Genomic DNA, 16066 nt, shown 5'->3' on the forward strand with positions numbered 1-16066 from the left:
TGGAGTCAAAAAGACGATGAATTCTATTACCAAAAAATCCATGGTGGCGCTCTCGGCAGCATCCTTGGTGGTTATGCTGATAATCTTCACGATCAGCTATATGGTCGCCCGTGGCGGCATCATGGAACGTCTCGACAATAATATGCGAGACACCAGCGAAGCCTTATCCGTGGTGATGCAGGAGCCGGTCTACAGTTACGACAAGGATCAAATAAAAACCATTCTGGAAACTTTCAGCAAGTATCCTTTTGTCTATCAAATTAAGGCGGTGGATCAGCGAGGCAAAGCCTTAGGTGATGTCACCCAAGCCGGTGACGAGCCAGCAGCTGCCGATATCGTCATGCAAACAGTTAATCTGCTGTGGGAAGGCAAAGATAAGATCGGCACGTTAGAGATCAGCTACCGCAAGGACAGCGCCAACGAGCAGCTCACCGGCGTGTTGCTCACCTATTTAGTCATCGTCATCGTGCTGTTAATCGCATTACAGATCACCAACTTAATGACACTGCGATCATTGGTGGTTCAGCCGGTGCAGCAAGTGACAGATGCCTTGGGCGAAATAGCCGCGGGCGGCGGCGACCTCACCCGCCGACTGCACATCGATCGCGATGATGAGATCGGCTTGTTGGCCAATAACTTCGACCGTTTCATCGAACAACTGCATCAACTGCTCAGCTCTGTGGTTCACTCCGCAGAGGAGGTATCCGCTGCCGCCAACGAAATGACCCGCACAGTGCAAGGCACCACCCAAGCTACCGGCCAACAATTGCAAGAGACAGAGCAAGTCGCAACAGCACTTAACGAGATGTCTGCCAGCACCCATGAAGTTGCCCAGCATGCTAATCAGACCGCTGCCAGCACCCGTGAAACCACTGCGTTGGCAGAGGAGGGTGGCGGTATTGTTGGCCAGACTATTCAGCAGATTGAAGGGCTCGGCAATGATATGAGCGAAACTGCGGAGCGAATTTCGCAGTTACGGGATAACAGCGACAACATCGGCTCAATGCTGGAAGTGATTAAGAGTATTGCCGAACAAACTAACTTGTTAGCACTGAATGCAGCGATCGAAGCTGCGCGGGCAGGGGAACAAGGTCGAGGCTTTGCCGTCGTTGCCGATGAAGTTCGTAGCCTGGCACAACGTACGCAACAATCCACACAAGAGATTGAAGTGATCATCGAGCAGCTGCAATCCGCCGCCAACAATGCTTACGACGCCATGCAACTGAGTCGCACCGCTGTCGATAACACCATAGAGCAGTCACAAAGTGCCGGCCAGTCGCTTGATCAGATCCAGTTCAATATCACCAGCATCAACGATATGAACACCCAGATCGCCACCGCTGCGGAAGAACAAAGCTCAGTGGCAGAAGATATCAACCGCAACGTCACCTCGATCCACAGCCTGTCACAACAGGTCGAAGACGACGCCCAACTGATCCATCGCCACGGTGAAAAATTACTCGCGCTTAGTAGTGATTTGAAAGGGGAGCTAGGTAAGTTCAGCTTGTAGGACAAACTGTCAGGGAGATAGCTACGCAAGGCTATCTCCCGCCATCTCTCTCTGCTACTATCGCCGCGTTACCCTTCAGAACAACGGCAATGACAACCTCTATCGCTCGTCACGGTACCCTCTTCGCTTTAGCGGCCTATCTGATGTGGGGCGTTGCGCCTATTTACTTCAAACAGTTAGCAGGCATAAGCGCCCCTGAAGTGCTGATCCATCGTGTGGTTTGGTCGTTCCTATTGCTGCTGGTAGTGATCCTGCTAGCGGGGCGCTGGAATAAGGTACAACAGCTGTTTCGTCAGCCCAAATACCTTGCTCTGTTGACCCTTAGCTCAGTGCTAATCGCTGGTAATTGGGGTCTCTTCATCTGGGCGGTCTCCCACGACATGATGCTGGAGGCCAGCCTAGGCTATTACATCAACCCACTATTCAATGTCGTCGTGGGCATGCTATTCCTCGGTGAGCGCTTGCGCCCTTTACAGTGGGGAGCCGTCGCATTGGCTGCGGTTGGCGTACTCATCCCTCTACTTCAACTCGGTACCTTGCCCTGGGTCGCATTAACCCTTGCTAGTAGCTTCTGCCTCTATGGCTTGATCCGTAAACAGATCCCCGTAGATGCCCTCACCGGCTTATTGCTAGAAACCGCACTGCTACTGCCACTAGCGCTCGTCTACTGGGCGAACCTTGACTCTGCCAGCAGTGACCTATCGGCAAATACCACCTACCTCAACACGCTGTTGATATCCGCCGGCGTGGTCACCACCTTGCCGTTGCTCTGCTTTGCCGCCGCGGCTAAACGCATGCCATTATCAACCCTCGGCTTTTTCCAATATATAGGGCCCAGCTGCATGTTTTTATTAGCCATTGGCCTGTATGGCGAAGTGCTGCAGCTCGAGCGATTAATTACCTTTGGCTTTATCTGGGCGGGGCTGGCGCTATTCACCTATGACAGCCTGAGAAAAAAACCTGACACGCTCGGCTGATATAAGGGTCAACAGAGAACCGATATCTGACATAAGCTAAAACGGGTAAGCACTCTCAAAGAGGGGCAAGCCGAGCACCTCATTCACAATCCCTTTCGATACAGCCACTGTGACGGCACAGCCATGACTGATTAGTTGCGCGGACACCGGTGGCTTAGGCTATATTCTAATTAGTTAGGCCATTTATTAAATAGGGAAGTAATGGTGGTAGATCATGGTTGATAAAATCCAGCAAGCACACCGCACAACAGGCTCGCCCTGCGTCCGTAACTGCTGTTTGGACGATAACGATATCTGTCTGGGCTGCTTTCGCTCTCTCGAGGAGATATTGGCGTGGAGGGAGTCAAGTAAAGAGCATAAAGCGCAGATGCTGGAGGAGTGCCTCATGCGCCGCAGTGAGCGACAACGCTAACCAACAGCTTCATAGCTCTTACCCTATCAAATACCGCTGCTTCGCTGATGCATGCCATCCGAATAGTTGCCCCCCTTTAAAAATCATAAGCCACGGCTCACAGCAGCGCCGACCGCAACGCCATACTGTTTGGCTAGTTTTTCTTTATATCACGATGAATATTTTTCACTCGCCAAACTTCACCAATCAGCCGCAAACTGAGGGGGTCAATAACTTGGATTGTTAACACCACAATGAAGCCTATTTATCTGTTAAGTTTTTTTGTTTCCATCAGCAGTGCGGCCATTGCTGAACCCGCTCCGCCTTACGAGCAAGAAGAGGTAAGAATGCTTTGCGAAGAGTGGGCGGAAGCCGAGGAGGTCCCCTCCTCAGAACACCACCAGTTCCTAGCGAAATGCATGCAAGAAGAGCTGGAGGCGAGGGGTTATTACGACGAGCAAGCCACTGATGAACAGTTAGAGATGGAAGGTGAAGGCGACGACCCTTACGCGAAAGAGGTCGAACTCGACGAGCCTGCGCCAGAAGCGTATTAACGGCCCCAATAATCGATAGTTGACCGCTATGAAAGAGTTTATGAGTGACGAGCAGCATGACCGCAAGTTGAAAAGACAACTGCGGCAGCAGCGTAAAAAGCTAAAAAGTCATGATCAGCAAACAGACGACTGGGATGATCAATCACCACAAGCTCATGGTAAAAATCAAAAGAGATATAAAAACTAGCGAGCTCCCGCGTTAACCCGCGCAGGGGTGTCAAAACCCCTGCTATCTCCCCTAAGCAGATCCCAATACCAGCACCAAAATCAAGCGACCAATAGTGAGACACTACATCTGAATCCACTAATAAAAAGGCACCTAAACCATTGATTAATAAAGAATCAAAAAATATAAAAATTGGTACCTAGGCCAAACAATCAAACTTAATCAATTGATTTTTCTTCCCAGAATAGTGACATTATTTTATCTGCCAAACCTGATCGATTGGCGACACCCTACTCAACTCAACAACATGGATAGTGAGACGAATGAAACCATCATACCTACTAGTTATTTTCTGCTGCCTTGGTGGTAAAGCATTTGCAGAGCCCGCCTCGGTGCTTGCCGAAGATGAAGTGCGTCAACTCTGCCAGGAATGGGCTGACTCACAACAGATCCCAACGGCAGATCAAACCGAGTACCTAATGGATTGCATGGCTCAGGAACTGGAGGCGCGGGGTTACTTTGAAGAAGATAATTTCGATGAGCCGATGACAACGGCGCTCGATGAAGAGAGTGATGACCCCTACAGCGACAGCTATACAAACTAGCCTGCCGCGACAACGGGCTCTGTTACCTCGGTGACATAATGTGGCCGCATTATGTCATGGGTTGTTACCCATGACGCGGCCGAACCATTGTCGTCGCCACTGCAAAACTATTCCACTATGGCGCAAGGAAGAGAGCCGACGAGCCCTGGGGCGTTACAACCCCTGTAGTCTGGCGTAGGCCACCACCAACCATTTACTGCCAGCATCGTCAAAATTAACCTGCACCCGGCTTTGTTCACCCACACCTTCGTAATTCAGCACGGTACCATCACCGAATTTCGGGTGTGCTACCCGCTGGCCTAAGTGCAATCCGCTTTCAGCAAACTGTGCCGGCGCTTGGCTAAAACGGTTAGGCTGCTGCACAGGCGCACTAACCACCTGCGAGCGAATACGGATCTGCTGTTGATACTTCTCTGGGATCTCTCGCAAAAAGCGGGAAGGGCGTTGATAATTTTCCCGGCCATAGATGCGTCGACTTTCAGCGTGACAGATATAAAGCTGCTGCATAGCACGGGTCATACCGACGTAGCAGAGGCGGCGCTCCTCTTCCAGACGCCCCGGCTCCTCGGAAGACATCTGACTGGGGAACATCCCCTCTTCAACCCCACCCATAAACACCAGTGGGAATTCGAGACCTTTGGCACTGTGCAGCGTCATCAGCTGCACTGCATCGTCAAATTCATCAGCTTGGGAATCACCCGCTTCCAGCGCAGCATGGGAAAGGAAGGCGTCCAGCGGCAGCATCGACTCGGCATCTTCCGGTGGCACAAAGCCGCGGGTGGCCGAAACTAACTCTTTCAGGTTCTCCACCCGTGTTTCCGCCTTCTCACCTTTTTCCGCCTGATACATCGCCATCAAACCTGAGCCATGGATCACCCGCTCAGTTTGGCTGTGCAGGGGCAAATCATCAACGGTGTCATCCAGCTGTTGCACCAAAGCGAGAAAGCCTTCCACCGCTTTCGCGGCACGACCGGCTAATCCCGTTTTCGCCAACAGGCTTTGGGCTGCCTGCCAAAGGGTACTGCCTTCGTCGCGCGCATGACTGCGCAAAATGCCTAGAGTGCGATCACCGATGCCACGGGTTGGCGTATTCACCACCCGTTCAAATGCGGCATCGTCATCCCGATTACTGATTAAGCGCAGGTAGGCCAACGCATCCTTGATCTCTTGCCGTTCAAAGAAGCGCTGACCACCGTATATACGATAGGGCAACTGCGCTTGTAGCAGAGCCTCTTCCAGTACCCGAGACTGGGCATTGCTACGATACAAGATAGCCGCGTCATTCAAGGCATTACCGTCGTCCAACCACTGCTTGATCTGCCCGGCGATAAACCGCGCTTCATCCAGTTCATTAAAGGCAGCATACACAGAGATGGGCGCCCCCTCTTTACCATCGGTCCATAGATCTTTACCCAAGCGCCCAGCGTTATTAGAAATAAGGGCGTTGGCAGCATTGAGAATGGTCGCTGTGGAACGGTAATTTTGCTCCAACCGCACGGTATCAGCGGTAGGGAAGTCCTGCAGAAATTGCTGAATATTTTCCACTTTGGCACCGCGCCAACCGTAGATCGACTGATCATCATCACCAACAATCATCAGGTTACCTTGACTGCCAGCCAATAGACGCAACCACGCATACTGAATGCCATTAGTATCCTGGAACTCATCCACCAGAATATTGCCAAAGCGCTGCTGGTAATGGCGTAACAGATGTTCGTTGTCCCGCAACAGTTCATGGGCGCGCAATAGAAGTTCAGCAAAGTCGACCAGCCCCGCCAAGTCACAGGCTTGCTGATAGGCTCGATAAATATCCAGCTGCACCCGCGCCTGCGGATCATTGAAATGATCAATATGCTCTGGCCTTAAGCCTTCATCTTTCTGGCCATTGATATACCAGCATGCTTGCCGCGGTGGCCATTGCTTTTCATCCAGATTCATCGCCCGGATCACCCGTTTAACCATCCGCAGCTGATCTTCAGCATCAAGGATCTGAAACCCTTCCGGCAGCTTGGCATCGCGGTAATGGGCACGCAACAAGCGATGCGCCAAGCCATGAAAGGTCCCTATCCACATACTGCGGACATTACTACCAAGCAATCTTTCCACCCGCCCGCGCATCTCTGCAGCGGCTTTATTGGTAAAGGTCACCGCCAGAATGGCGTGGGGAGAGAGCTGTTCCACCTGCATTAGCCAGGCGATACGATGCACCAGTACCCGAGTTTTACCGGAGCCAGCTCCTGCCAACACCAATTTGCTGCAGGGGGCGGCACTAACCACTTGTCGCTGATGCTCATTCAGGCCATCGAGCAGGTGAGAAACATCCATCAATACACTCTTGGAGATAATTTGAAGGCAGTATTATAGCAACCGATAGAGAGCGGCTAAATCAGAGAATTCAAAGGTCGGCAGCGAACATGTCGTGGTTTCATACAGTAGCTCCGTTTGCTGCAGGTTAAACCAGCCACTTTGCCATCCAGCCATATGGGCACCATGAACGTCTGCATGCAGGTTATCACCTATATGCAGTAGCTGACGGGGCTTAAGCTTCAACCGCCGTTCAGCTTCGCGAAATAAACAATGGGAGGGCTTCATTGGCCAACCTTCACCAGCAAACAACGCCAAATCAAAATACTCAGCCAAGCCGATCGCTTCCAAGCTGACATTGCCGTTACTGATCGCCACCAAAGGATAGCGTTCGGCCAGTTGCGCCAGAAGTTGATGTACTTCATCGGCGATAACGACACGATTGCGCAACAGTAAAAAATGCTCAAAGGCATCATGGCTCAAGCGCCGGGCATCGCGGCGATTCACGCCCACCGCCAATGCCATCTCGCGGATCGCCCAACGGCGTAAGCGACTGACATCATGTTGCAAGAACGGATAATGCTTAACCAGTTGATGACGCTTCGCCAACCATTGCTCGCGGCGGTACTGCTGCCATTGCGGTACCTGCTGTTGCAAAAACTCCCAAGTACCTTGCTCTGCGGCGAGGATCACCGGCACATTATCATAGAGCGTATCATCGAGATCGAAGCTGATCGCATCTGCTGCATGATAGCTTCGATAACAGCGCCATTGCGGGATCATGTCAGCTTACTCCTTACGCTTAGCTCGCGGATGGGCTTTATCATAGACCTCTGCCAGATGATTAAAATCTAGATGGGTATATACCTGTGTGGTGCTCAGGTTGGCATGCCCTAGCAACTCTTGCACTGCCCGCAGATCACCTGATGATTCCAACATATGGGTAGCAAAGGAGTGCCGTAACTTGTGTGGATGGACGTTGTCACCCAGCCCCTGGATCTTGGCCCAAAGTTTTAACCGCGCCTCGACGCTACGGGGGGACATGCGCTGGCGTCGCTGACTAACAAACAGCGCCGATTCATCAGCGGGGGCTAGCTCTCCCCGCACTTTTATCCAAGCTTTGATCGCATCACGGGCTTGCTTGCCAAAGGGCACGATGCGGGTTTTATTACCTTTACCTGTGACCCTCACTTCCTGCTCTCGCAGATCCACCATCACCATATCCAGTGACACTAGTTCCGCTAGACGCAAGCCACTGGCATAAAACAGCTCAAAAATCGCCTTATCCCGCAATGCGAGCGGATCGTCATCCTGAATATCGAGTAGCTGATTTAGCTCATCGACATCCATATTTTTTGGTAGCGGTTTAGCTTGCTTCGGCGCTTGCACGCCATCCGCCGGATTAGATTGAAGGACCCCTTCTCGCAGCAAGAAACGGCAGAAGCTACGTAGAGCCGACAGCCGCAAGTTAAGCGATGAGGCAGCCAGCCCTTGAAAACTTAATTCACTAATATACTCGCGGATATAACTCGGTTTAAGCGCCTGCCAATCAGGCAGATGCTCAGCCATCTCAATACTGAAGTGATTCAAAGTACGCTGATAGTTTTTGCAGGTATGGGGCGAGGACACACGCTCATAACGCAGATAGTCGAGAAAGCGCTGGATCCAATGCTCCAGCGCAGCAGCCGGTTTGCTACTCATCAGCCGGAAGCAGACGAGGCAGCAGCGTCGATAACAGCGCCCGCAATTGATCCACCAATAACGAGTCCATGTCTGGCTCAAAATGGTGAGCATCATGACTGCCAATGGCTAAAATACCGTGCGCCTCTCCCGGCTCACCGATCAGCAACAATGCGGCCGATTCGACCGTTTTCTCACCAAACAGCAACCACTGCTCCTGCTGTCCCAAACGACCAAAGTAGCAGCTGCCACCGCCAAGGCGACGAGTAAGTACCTGCTCAGCGTCATCACGGATCAAGGTCAACTGGCGGTCGCCGGCATAGTCAAACAAGCGCAGGGCCACCACGGGTAATCCCAGCTGTTCTGCCAAATGTTGTTGCAACAGCTTTTGCACCTCACTGATCTGATGACAACTCAACAGATCGGTATATAGCTGGCTATAAACGCGGAAAATCTTTTCGTTGCGCGATGCCATCGACATCAGCTCAGTAATCTCCTCTTTCAGCTGCTGGTTCTGCTGCCGCAATACAGTGAGCTGACGCTCCGTCAAAGAGATGGTGCCACGCTCAGCGTGGGGTAAACGCAACTCACTGAGAAGTTCAGGATGTTGAGCGAAAAAATCGGGATGCTGGGCCAAATACTCGGAAACCCGGATATCGTCCAGCTCTGCCAATACTACTTCTTCGCTAGATTGTTCACTCATAAGTTAATCTGTCCATCAAATACAAACTCCGCCGGTCCCGTCATACGTAACGGATTGCCCGGGCCTTGCCAGCGGATCACCAGACTGCCACCAGGCAGATCGACCTGCACTCTTTCGGCCAGTTTCCCCTGCAGATAGCCCACAGCAACCGCGCCACAAGCCCCGGTGCCACAGGCCAGGGTTTCGCCTACGCCACGTTCAAATACCCGCAATTTAATATGCTCACGGGAGACAATCTGCATAAAACCGACATTAGCGCCCTCAGGAAAGCGTTCATGCTGCTCCAGCAAAGGGCCCAAGCCTTCAACATCAGCGCTGGCCACATCATCCACTTCCAACACACAGTGGGGGTTACCCATGGAGACAGCGCCAAAAAACACCGTTTTATCGCCGACACGCTCAAGGTAGGTCTTTTCTTGTTTATTGGCACGCAACGGCACTTTCGAGGGTTCGAACTCTGGCACCCCCATATTAACGGTGACGCCGCCTTCACGCTCGATCTGCAATACGATCTTGCCTGATTTAGTCGTCACCCCGATACGCTGCTTGTTGGTCAGCCCTTTGGAGCGTACAAAGCGAGCGAAACAGCGGGCACCGTTACCGCACTGCTCAACCTCACTACCATCGGCATTAAAGATGCGGTAGTGAAAATCAAGCTCAGGATCGTACGGCGGCTCCACCACCAGTAGCTGGTCAAAACCGATACCAAAATTGCGATCCGCTAATTTCCGGATCTGTTCTTTGGAAAGAAACACGTTCTGAGTAACGCTGTCGATGACGACGAAATCATTACCTAAACCATGCATTTTGGAAAAATTAACCAGCATCCACTCGTATCCGCAATATTCTGTACGCTATTCGCAGGCTCGAAGATATAACGAGCACCGACAAATTGAAAAGACTAAATTAGCCGGGCCGCAGCCAGACTAGGGCAACAACGCTTCCCCTTGCCACAACGAAGCTTGGGTTTCCCGCGCACGGATCAGATGCGCCTGTTCACCATCAACCATCACTTCGGCAGCACGAGGTCGAGAGTTATAGTTTGAGCTCATGGTAAAGCCGTAAGCACCCGCTGAGCGCACTGCCAAGAGATCTCCTGGCTGCAGCGCAAGCGCACGATCTTTGCCAAGGAAATCACCGGTCTCACAGATCGGACCAACAATATCGTAAACCGCTTCCGGCTCATCCAGTCGTGGCACCACTGGCACAATCGCCTGCCAAGCACTGTAGAGCGCAGGGCGGATAAGATCATTCATCGCCGCATCAACAATAGCGAAGTTTTTCTCATCACCGGGCTTAATGAACTCGACCTTGGTGAGTAACAAGCCAGCATTGGCCATAATTGCCCGACCCGGCTCAAACAACAGGGTCAATTCAGGACGGTCAGCGACCCGCTCACGTAAGGCTTTCGCATACACTTCCGGATGCGGCGGTGTCTCATCGTCATAGGTCACCCCTAAGCCACCACCAACATCCAGATGACGGATCTCAATACCTTGCTCAGCCAGCTTATCGACCAAAGTCAGCACCCGATCGAGTGCATCAATAAACGGCGACAACTCTGTCAACTGCGAACCAATATGGCAATCCACTCCCACCACATTCAAATGGCTCAAACTGGCGGCTTTCTGGTAGATCTCCGGAGCCTGCTCAATGGCGATACCAAACTTGTTCTGTTTTAACCCGGTAGAAATATAGGGATGGGTTTTCGCATCGACATCTGGATTAACCCGGATAGATACCGGGGCACGCACGCCCATAGATTCAGCCACATGGTTTAGGCGATCAAGTTCCTGACTGCTTTCTACATTAAAGCAGTGGATCCCCAACTCCAGGGCGTAAGCCATCTCTTGTTCGGTTTTCGCCACACCGGAGAAAACCACTTTCGAAGGGTCGCCACCCGCTTGTACCACTCGCGCTAGCTCTCCAGCCGATACGATGTCGAACCCAGCTCCCAACCGCGCCAATACATTCAGGACGGCAATATTTGAGTTCGCTTTCACCGCATAGCAGACCAGATGAGGGTGATCACCAGCAGCGGTTTCAAACGCTTGAAAATGACGTTCAATCGTTGCTCGAGAGTAAACATACAGCGGCGTACCAAAGCGTGACGCCAAGTCAGTCACAGGATTTTGTTCGGCAAACAGTTGGCCGTCCTGATAATTAAAATGGTCCAAATGCGTATTCCTTATCAATCAACAGGCACAGCTTCTACTTCATCAACTGCGGATGGCGCAGCTACTTGTTCGGTTTTTTCAGGGTCAGGCGCTTTCTCTGGCAGATAAAGCGTTCCCTTATTGCCGCAACCCGCGGCAAGTAGCAAAGCACACGCCAGTAGTAAGCCTATTTTCTTTTCCATCATGGCAGTCGGTGATCTGAATCAAAATGACCTCTATAATCGCACCCATACGGATAAAAGCAAAGCGGACCAAGAATGAACGATAGCCAATATCACCAATTAGCCGATCAACAGATGAGCGCCATTGAACAAGCAATCGATGACGCCGGTGCCGATATCGATTATGAAAGCCAAGGTGGGATCCTGACACTGGAGTTCGAAAATCGCAGTAAAATTATTATTAACAAGCAAGCACCACTGCATCAGTTATGGCTAGCAACCAAGTTTGGTGGCTATCACTACAACTATGTTGATGGTCAGTGGATAGATGATCGCAGCGGTGATGAATTTACTACTGTATTAAGCAGCGCCATCAAACAGCAAAGTGGCGAAGAGGTCTCTTTCTAATGGCCGATAGCAGCTTAGAGCCACTCGATTATGTAGAACTGAACCCAAAACAGGAAGCAGATGCCTGCGTGATCTGGCTGCATGGCTTGGGTGACTCCGGTGATGGCTTTGCTGGTGTCCCCCCTTATCTGGATCTAGCGGAAAATCATCGTATTCGCTTTATCTTTCCCCACGCCCCTGTGCGCCCAGTGACCATTAATAACGGTATGGCGATGCGCGCATGGTACGACATCAAAAGCATGGATCTGGAGGGCAGAGCACCGCTGGATGAGGTGCTGGTGTCGTGCCAGCAGGTCACCGCACTGATAGAGCAACAAATCGGTAAAGGGATCCCGTCATCTAGGATCTTATTAGCAGGCTTCTCTCAAGGAGGCGTTATCGCACTGCATCTCGCGGTCAGATATGCCCAGCCATTGGCAGGGTTGGTAGCATTATCAACCTACCTGTGTCAGCCCAGCTTGATGGCGGGGCAGGCCAGCCCGGAAAATCGCCAACTAGCGATCTTTTTTGGTCACGGCACACAAGATGAGGTGGTGCCTTATGCGGCAGGTGAAGCCGCCGTCGAGACTTTAACAGCAAATGGTTTTAACGTGGCGTTCAATACCTATCCGCTCGCCCACACAGTGGATCTTAATGAGCTTAAGGAGATCGGTGAGTTTATTCAGAAACAGCTGCCACCACTCAACGACTGAGCGAAAATAGCGACAACAGGGGATTTAATACTGAAGGGTCAGACTGCTTGCGGTACTGGCTCGGCAGCGACACTTTGACGGCATGAACGGTACGGCTGCACCTGCACTTCATCACTCCCCGTACTAACAATGTCGTAAAACTGTGGCAGATTAAAGTTTACCTGCTCCGCACTGCACGCCTGCTCCGAAGAGGTGAAGAAACGATTCACACTCTGCACGAGATCTTCCCGACTACCGTTGTAGTCACCATAGGCCTCGACACGATTGTTCTCATCAACCACGTAGATATTCAGCTGATCAGCCAACTGTTCAAAGAAGTACTGGACTAAGCCTTCACTGGCATTGGCTTCCACCACTTTTGGCACCATCAGCTCGCCACTGTCATCAAACTGCACTGCCGCATGTTCGCGCTTACATTTTGAGATATGACGGTACAGGTCCACAGAATTATCGATCTGCTGACTGCTGACCTCTTTTGCCGAGAAGGTCAATCCATACTTGTCGCGGCCAATAGGAACCACCATCAGGTGAGGGCGGTGACAATCGCGATGCAGACGATGCTCTATCGACTCTTGCAGCAAACCTTGCACGCGACGACGTATCTGACTGGAAAACTGTTCGCTGTAGCAGAACAGGTCGATCTGCGTCGGCGGGCTGGCATGTTTACTCATCTTATTGGTGATCGCTTTAATGCCATCCAATAGCGCTTGCTCACCACTAAAGCTGGTTACATGCAGCTCATTCCAGCTATTCAGATAAAGCAGATCAATACTTGTCACCAAGCATTGCTGCTCGGGGCCAAATTTCAACACATCATGGCTACTGACATCGAAATCGATCACGCGGTCGCGCCAGCGTACCGTTGGATCGGCAACCAAGTTGATGAATACCGCTAACTGACCAATCTGACTAGGTCGCGACAACGCTTGCTTGTCCACCGCCGGACGCCGTACCGGAAAACAATTGCGTAAATCACTGCTGCATTGTTGCAGCGTCCGCAGATCCAGCGCGCTACACTGGCGATAGAGATAAAGCTCGCTGTCGTTCGTCATCACGCCATTAAAATGCGCCCAACTCATGACCTTCAGCAGTGAATCGGCATGCTTTTGTGGCTTGGCCCCGATCAATTTTGAGGTTTCCAACGGGCGCTTATACAGATACCAACCGGCATCAACTTTACGCCCTTCCGGTACCTCAATAAGGGTGATTTCCGGCTCATGGAGATCAGGAGATATCTGCGGATTGATCAGGTTAATTTTCGAGGGCAAGCTTTCAAATGCGGAGTAGAGTTTGCGTGACAAGATAGAGATATCTTCGGGATTAATCGCATCAGAGAGATCGTTGTCACGGGCAAACTGAATTAGTTTGCGGAAACTAAGTAGCTGCGTATCCAGCAACTCAGTGTACGCCACACGCACCTGTTCCACTTTCCAGTGGCTGCGATTATCTAGATGACGAAGTTTTTCCTGATCCCAGCCCCAGCTATCTACCAGTTCACGGATCGCTTGCCGTCGCCACTCACCCTCATGGCGATCCGGAGAACTCAGTTTTTCATGGGTTTTCAAATAGAAGCAGCGACGTGCCAGATCTAGGCGCTGCATATCGCCCTGACTCTCAAGATAGTCAGTAACCTTTAACAACATGCGATAATAAGGATCTAACAGCAGCGGATCGTCACAGCCCTCATGGAGAATACGCTTCAGTTCCACGCAAAGCAGCTTACTGTGCGGGTATTCGTGGGAATACGCCTCCATCAGCAAAGTTTTGATCACGGCTTTGTAGGGAGAGTCGATCCCCTTATAAAGCTGCCAAAGCGTCGCACCAAAATACTCTTCAGCCGGAACACCACTGAAACCGCCCATATCCAGCCATTCGCTCTTATCCACTTCTCCACTTTCATAAAAGCCTTCTACAACTTCGTTGTAGTTCGCTTCCTGATCGGCAGGGATCAATGACCAAACAAGGTGACGCCCGGCAATACGGACTGCACTGCGGTAAAATTCATCTAACAGCAACCAGTGCTGTGCACTACCGCAGTTATCTTCACTGAGCACCTGATTGTGACCACTACGGAACTGCTCGGGGTTCACTAGGAAGAAATTTGCTTCAACACCCATGGTTGCAGCCCAAGCGGTGAGTTGCTCACACTTCAGGCGCAGGGATTCAAGTACGGCCGGTGCTAAATGGCAATGATGGCACACCCAGATATCCAGATCGCTTTCACTGCACTGACCGATAGAAGCGGTCGAGCCCATGCAGTAGAGGCCAATAATATCGGTCTGCTGAGGGCTTGGTAGTTGCTCAATTCCAGCACCGCCCAGATTGCGGATCAGCTCTTCGGTTAACGAAAGCTGCTGATTACTGGGTTCAAAATTGGCAATACCTGACGGCGTATCGAGGGAAACAAAGCCGGGCAGTTCAGGATGATTGAAGTGGAACAGGGTAGGTAACAGGCGGAAAACACGACGCCCCACAGTGGTCAGACCAGCTTCCGCACGGCTGAGACGAAGCTGGTTGTAATTGACAACCCGCTGCTTCACTCTCGTTAACTGTGCAATCTGCAAATCAACCGACCTCTGCAACCTGTTAAATAATTGTTATTGGTGAACCACATTGCACCAGGCAAACGGCGTGATCAAGGCGGTATTTTCTGTTGGTATTGTGAGCAGCATAACAGTACTCAATTGCTCAGTAAACCAACAACCCTATTTGTTGTAAGCGTTTTTGGGTATATTCCTTTATCTATTAACAAGCGATCAACATTAATCCATGCCCGCAACACTCAATATCAAAGTTAATATCACGCCACCAGAACCAAGCGCACAGATCGAGCATCAGTGGCATTGGCGGCGTATCTGCGGCCTGATTTTGGCTTTGACTTGTGCCTCCAGCCTGTTGTTTTACTTTGTTTTTTCAGATGAAAAAGCGAACAACACCCTAGCTGCCGAAGCCGCTGTCGTTGTGGTAAATGACGTAGATAAGACGCAGCCTGTCGCCGCCGCACTGCCCATTACAACAGAACGGCTAGCTGCAAAAGTGCAGCCACAGACGCCTGCCGCTGAGGCAGCAAAGTTACCCAAGCCAGCAGCAGACGAAACAGCAGAGATCGACGTCGAACACCCACCCGTAGCCTTACCAGGTGAACCGGCAGCGGCAAACAGCGCGCCATTACAAGTACCACCAGCAACAGTGGAGGAGGCGCCGGCAGCTGAGCAGATGATGCCCCTTGAGCAGGAGGCAGCATCAGAGCCAGCCGTACCCACTGACACTATCGGCATGGCGCTGCTACAACCAAACCTGGTGGAACGCCACACGCTCACCACCGCCATTGTTCAGAAAGAGCCACAAGACAAACTGCCCGCAGGCAGCATCGTCACAGGGGGGGAGCTACAAACCCTGTACTACTTTACCGAGCTCTCTGGGTTAGCAGGAAAAACCGTGCATCATCGCTGGCTCTACAATGAACGAGTGATCGCTGATATCTCACTGCCTGTGGGCAGTGATCGCTGGCGTACCTATTCAAGTAAGCGTATCTCTGCCAGTTTGCCGGGACAATGGCGGGTAGAACTACGTGGCCCAAGCCAAGAATTATTGGCCTATTACGACTTCTATCGCCAACCTTAAACGACCTGGCAACGCGTAGTGCGGATCGAATAACTCTGTTTAAAAACAAACAGCAAGTAGCCACGATGACCTGACCATAACAGCATGGTAGGATGAGTTTATCTATCGATATTG

17 protein-coding genes are annotated in these 16066 nt (G+C 51.5%); 9 read left to right on the plus strand and 8 right to left on the minus strand.

All coding sequences use genetic code 11. The features are described 5' to 3' along the window. Positions 1-16: 16 nt before the first annotated feature. From EXY25_RS16810 to EXY25_RS16830, 6 genes are all read left to right on the plus strand, one after another. The gene (locus EXY25_RS16810; protein WP_114339377.1) at positions 17-1510 is read left to right on the plus strand and encodes a methyl-accepting chemotaxis protein; all 1494 of its coding nucleotides are present in this window, start codon (positions 17-19) and stop codon (positions 1508-1510) included. An 89-nt stretch (positions 1511-1599) separates the two neighbouring features. Beyond that, positions 1600-2487, plus strand: coding sequence for an EamA family transporter RarD (gene rarD / locus EXY25_RS16815; protein WP_114339376.1), 888 nt, complete (start codon positions 1600-1602; stop codon positions 2485-2487). Between the two features lie 214 nt (positions 2488-2701). Then, positions 2702-2899 carry a DUF1289 domain-containing protein gene (locus tag EXY25_RS16820; protein ID WP_114339375.1) on the plus strand — a complete coding sequence of 66 codons (198 nt, stop codon included), beginning with the start codon at positions 2702-2704 and terminating at the stop codon, positions 2897-2899. A 233-nt stretch (positions 2900-3132) separates the two neighbouring features. Further along, positions 3133-3432 (plus strand): hypothetical protein, encoded by a 300-nt coding sequence (locus tag EXY25_RS16825; RefSeq protein WP_114339374.1) that lies wholly within the window; start codon positions 3133-3135, stop codon positions 3430-3432. A 40-nt stretch (positions 3433-3472) separates the two neighbouring features. Continuing rightward, positions 3473-3619 (plus strand): hypothetical protein, encoded by a 147-nt coding sequence (locus EXY25_RS18795; protein WP_158538086.1) that lies wholly within the window; start codon positions 3473-3475, stop codon positions 3617-3619. A gap of 302 nt (positions 3620-3921) precedes the next feature. Then, positions 3922-4203, plus strand: coding sequence for a hypothetical protein (locus tag EXY25_RS16830; RefSeq protein WP_130567780.1), 282 nt, complete (start codon positions 3922-3924; stop codon positions 4201-4203). A 153-nt stretch (positions 4204-4356) separates the two neighbouring features. Here the strand turns inward: EXY25_RS16830 and uvrD are convergent, their stop codons facing one another. The 7 genes from uvrD to lptM form a co-directional block, all read right to left on the minus strand. Continuing rightward, positions 4357-6528, minus strand: coding sequence for a DNA helicase II (gene uvrD / locus EXY25_RS16835; RefSeq protein ID WP_114339371.1), 2172 nt, complete (start codon positions 6526-6528; stop codon positions 4357-4359). 33 nt (positions 6529-6561) lie between these two features. Beyond that, positions 6562-7290 (minus strand): HAD-IA family hydrolase, encoded by a 729-nt coding sequence (locus EXY25_RS16840; RefSeq protein WP_114339369.1) that lies wholly within the window; start codon positions 7288-7290, stop codon positions 6562-6564. Positions 7291-7296: 6 nt separating this feature from the next. Next, complete coding sequence (gene xerC, locus EXY25_RS16845) at positions 7297-8208, minus strand: tyrosine recombinase XerC (RefSeq protein ID WP_114339368.1); 912 nt, start codon at positions 8206-8208, stop codon at positions 7297-7299. Further along, positions 8201-8890 carry a DUF484 family protein gene (locus tag EXY25_RS16850; RefSeq protein WP_130567781.1) on the minus strand — a complete coding sequence of 230 codons (690 nt, stop codon included), beginning with the start codon at positions 8888-8890 and terminating at the stop codon, positions 8201-8203. The genes xerC and EXY25_RS16850 overlap by 8 nt, the downstream gene beginning before the upstream one ends. After that, positions 8887-9717, minus strand: a complete 831-nt coding sequence (gene dapF, locus EXY25_RS16855; protein WP_130567782.1) for a diaminopimelate epimerase — start codon at positions 9715-9717, stop codon at positions 8887-8889. The genes EXY25_RS16850 and dapF overlap by 4 nt, the downstream gene beginning before the upstream one ends. A 99-nt stretch (positions 9718-9816) precedes the next feature. Continuing rightward, positions 9817-11067 (minus strand): diaminopimelate decarboxylase, encoded by a 1251-nt coding sequence (lysA, locus tag EXY25_RS16860; protein ID WP_114339365.1) that lies wholly within the window; start codon positions 11065-11067, stop codon positions 9817-9819. Positions 11068-11081: 14 nt separating this feature from the next. Further along, entirely contained in the window at positions 11082-11249 is a 168-nt protein-coding gene (gene lptM / locus EXY25_RS18830; protein ID WP_205695382.1) for an LPS translocon maturation chaperone LptM, read from the minus strand. A 75-nt stretch (positions 11250-11324) separates the two neighbouring features. Between lptM and cyaY the strand changes: the two genes are divergently transcribed. Further along, complete coding sequence (gene cyaY, locus EXY25_RS16870; RefSeq protein WP_114339363.1) at positions 11325-11636, plus strand: iron donor protein CyaY; 312 nt, start codon at positions 11325-11327, stop codon at positions 11634-11636. After that, positions 11636-12328: an alpha/beta hydrolase gene (locus tag EXY25_RS16875; RefSeq protein ID WP_130567783.1), complete on the plus strand. Its 693-nt coding sequence runs from the start codon at positions 11636-11638 to the stop codon at positions 12326-12328. The genes cyaY and EXY25_RS16875 overlap by 1 nt, the downstream gene beginning before the upstream one ends. 38 nt (positions 12329-12366) lie before the next feature. On the opposite strand, the gene EXY25_RS16880 is transcribed toward EXY25_RS16875, so the two are convergent. After that, on the minus strand, positions 12367-14892 hold the full coding sequence (locus EXY25_RS16880) for a class I adenylate cyclase (protein ID WP_165419400.1): 2526 nt from the start codon (positions 14890-14892) through the stop codon (positions 12367-12369). 205 nt (positions 14893-15097) lie between these two features. On the opposite strand from EXY25_RS16880, the gene EXY25_RS16885 reads away from it, so the two are divergent. Then, a complete protein-coding gene (locus EXY25_RS16885) occupies positions 15098-15952 on the plus strand; it encodes a DUF2914 domain-containing protein (RefSeq protein WP_130567785.1) in 855 nt (284 codons plus the stop codon). The last annotated feature ends 114 nt before the right edge of the window (positions 15953-16066 follow it).

The organism is Corallincola spongiicola (genome assembly GCF_004284785.1).
GTDB lineage: Bacteria > Pseudomonadota > Gammaproteobacteria > Enterobacterales > Neiellaceae > Corallincola > Corallincola holothuriorum.

Bases quoted from the DNA above. Each gene is read 5' to 3' on its own strand.
- rarD (WP_114339376.1), top strand. From the start codon at position 1,600: ATGACAACCTCTATCGCTCGTCACGGTACCCTCTTCGCTTTAGCGGCC.
- EXY25_RS16885 (WP_130567785.1), top strand. From the start codon at position 15,098: ATGCCCGCAACACTCAATATCAAAGTTAATATCACGCCACCAGAACCA.
- EXY25_RS16875 (WP_130567783.1), top strand. From the start codon at position 11,636: ATGGCCGATAGCAGCTTAGAGCCACTCGATTATGTAGAACTGAACCCA.
- lptM (WP_205695382.1), bottom strand. From the start codon at position 11,249: ATGGAAAAGAAAATAGGCTTACTACTGGCGTGTGCTTTGCTACTTGCC.
- EXY25_RS16830 (WP_130567780.1), top strand. From the start codon at position 3,922: ATGAAACCATCATACCTACTAGTTATTTTCTGCTGCCTTGGTGGTAAA.
- EXY25_RS16810 (WP_114339377.1), top strand. From the start codon at position 17: ATGAATTCTATTACCAAAAAATCCATGGTGGCGCTCTCGGCAGCATCC.
- EXY25_RS16840 (WP_114339369.1), bottom strand. From the start codon at position 7,290: ATGATCCCGCAATGGCGCTGTTATCGAAGCTATCATGCAGCAGATGCG.
- EXY25_RS16820 (WP_114339375.1), top strand. From the start codon at position 2,702: ATGGTTGATAAAATCCAGCAAGCACACCGCACAACAGGCTCGCCCTGC.
- EXY25_RS16825 (WP_114339374.1), top strand. From the start codon at position 3,133: ATGAAGCCTATTTATCTGTTAAGTTTTTTTGTTTCCATCAGCAGTGCG.
- EXY25_RS16850 (WP_130567781.1), bottom strand. From the start codon at position 8,890: ATGAGTGAACAATCTAGCGAAGAAGTAGTATTGGCAGAGCTGGACGAT.
- dapF (WP_130567782.1), bottom strand. From the start codon at position 9,717: ATGCTGGTTAATTTTTCCAAAATGCATGGTTTAGGTAATGATTTCGTC.
- EXY25_RS18795 (WP_158538086.1), top strand. From the start codon at position 3,473: ATGAGTGACGAGCAGCATGACCGCAAGTTGAAAAGACAACTGCGGCAG.
- uvrD (WP_114339371.1), bottom strand. From the start codon at position 6,528: ATGGATGTTTCTCACCTGCTCGATGGCCTGAATGAGCATCAGCGACAA.
- cyaY (WP_114339363.1), top strand. From the start codon at position 11,325: ATGAACGATAGCCAATATCACCAATTAGCCGATCAACAGATGAGCGCC.
- xerC (WP_114339368.1), bottom strand. From the start codon at position 8,208: ATGAGTAGCAAACCGGCTGCTGCGCTGGAGCATTGGATCCAGCGCTTT.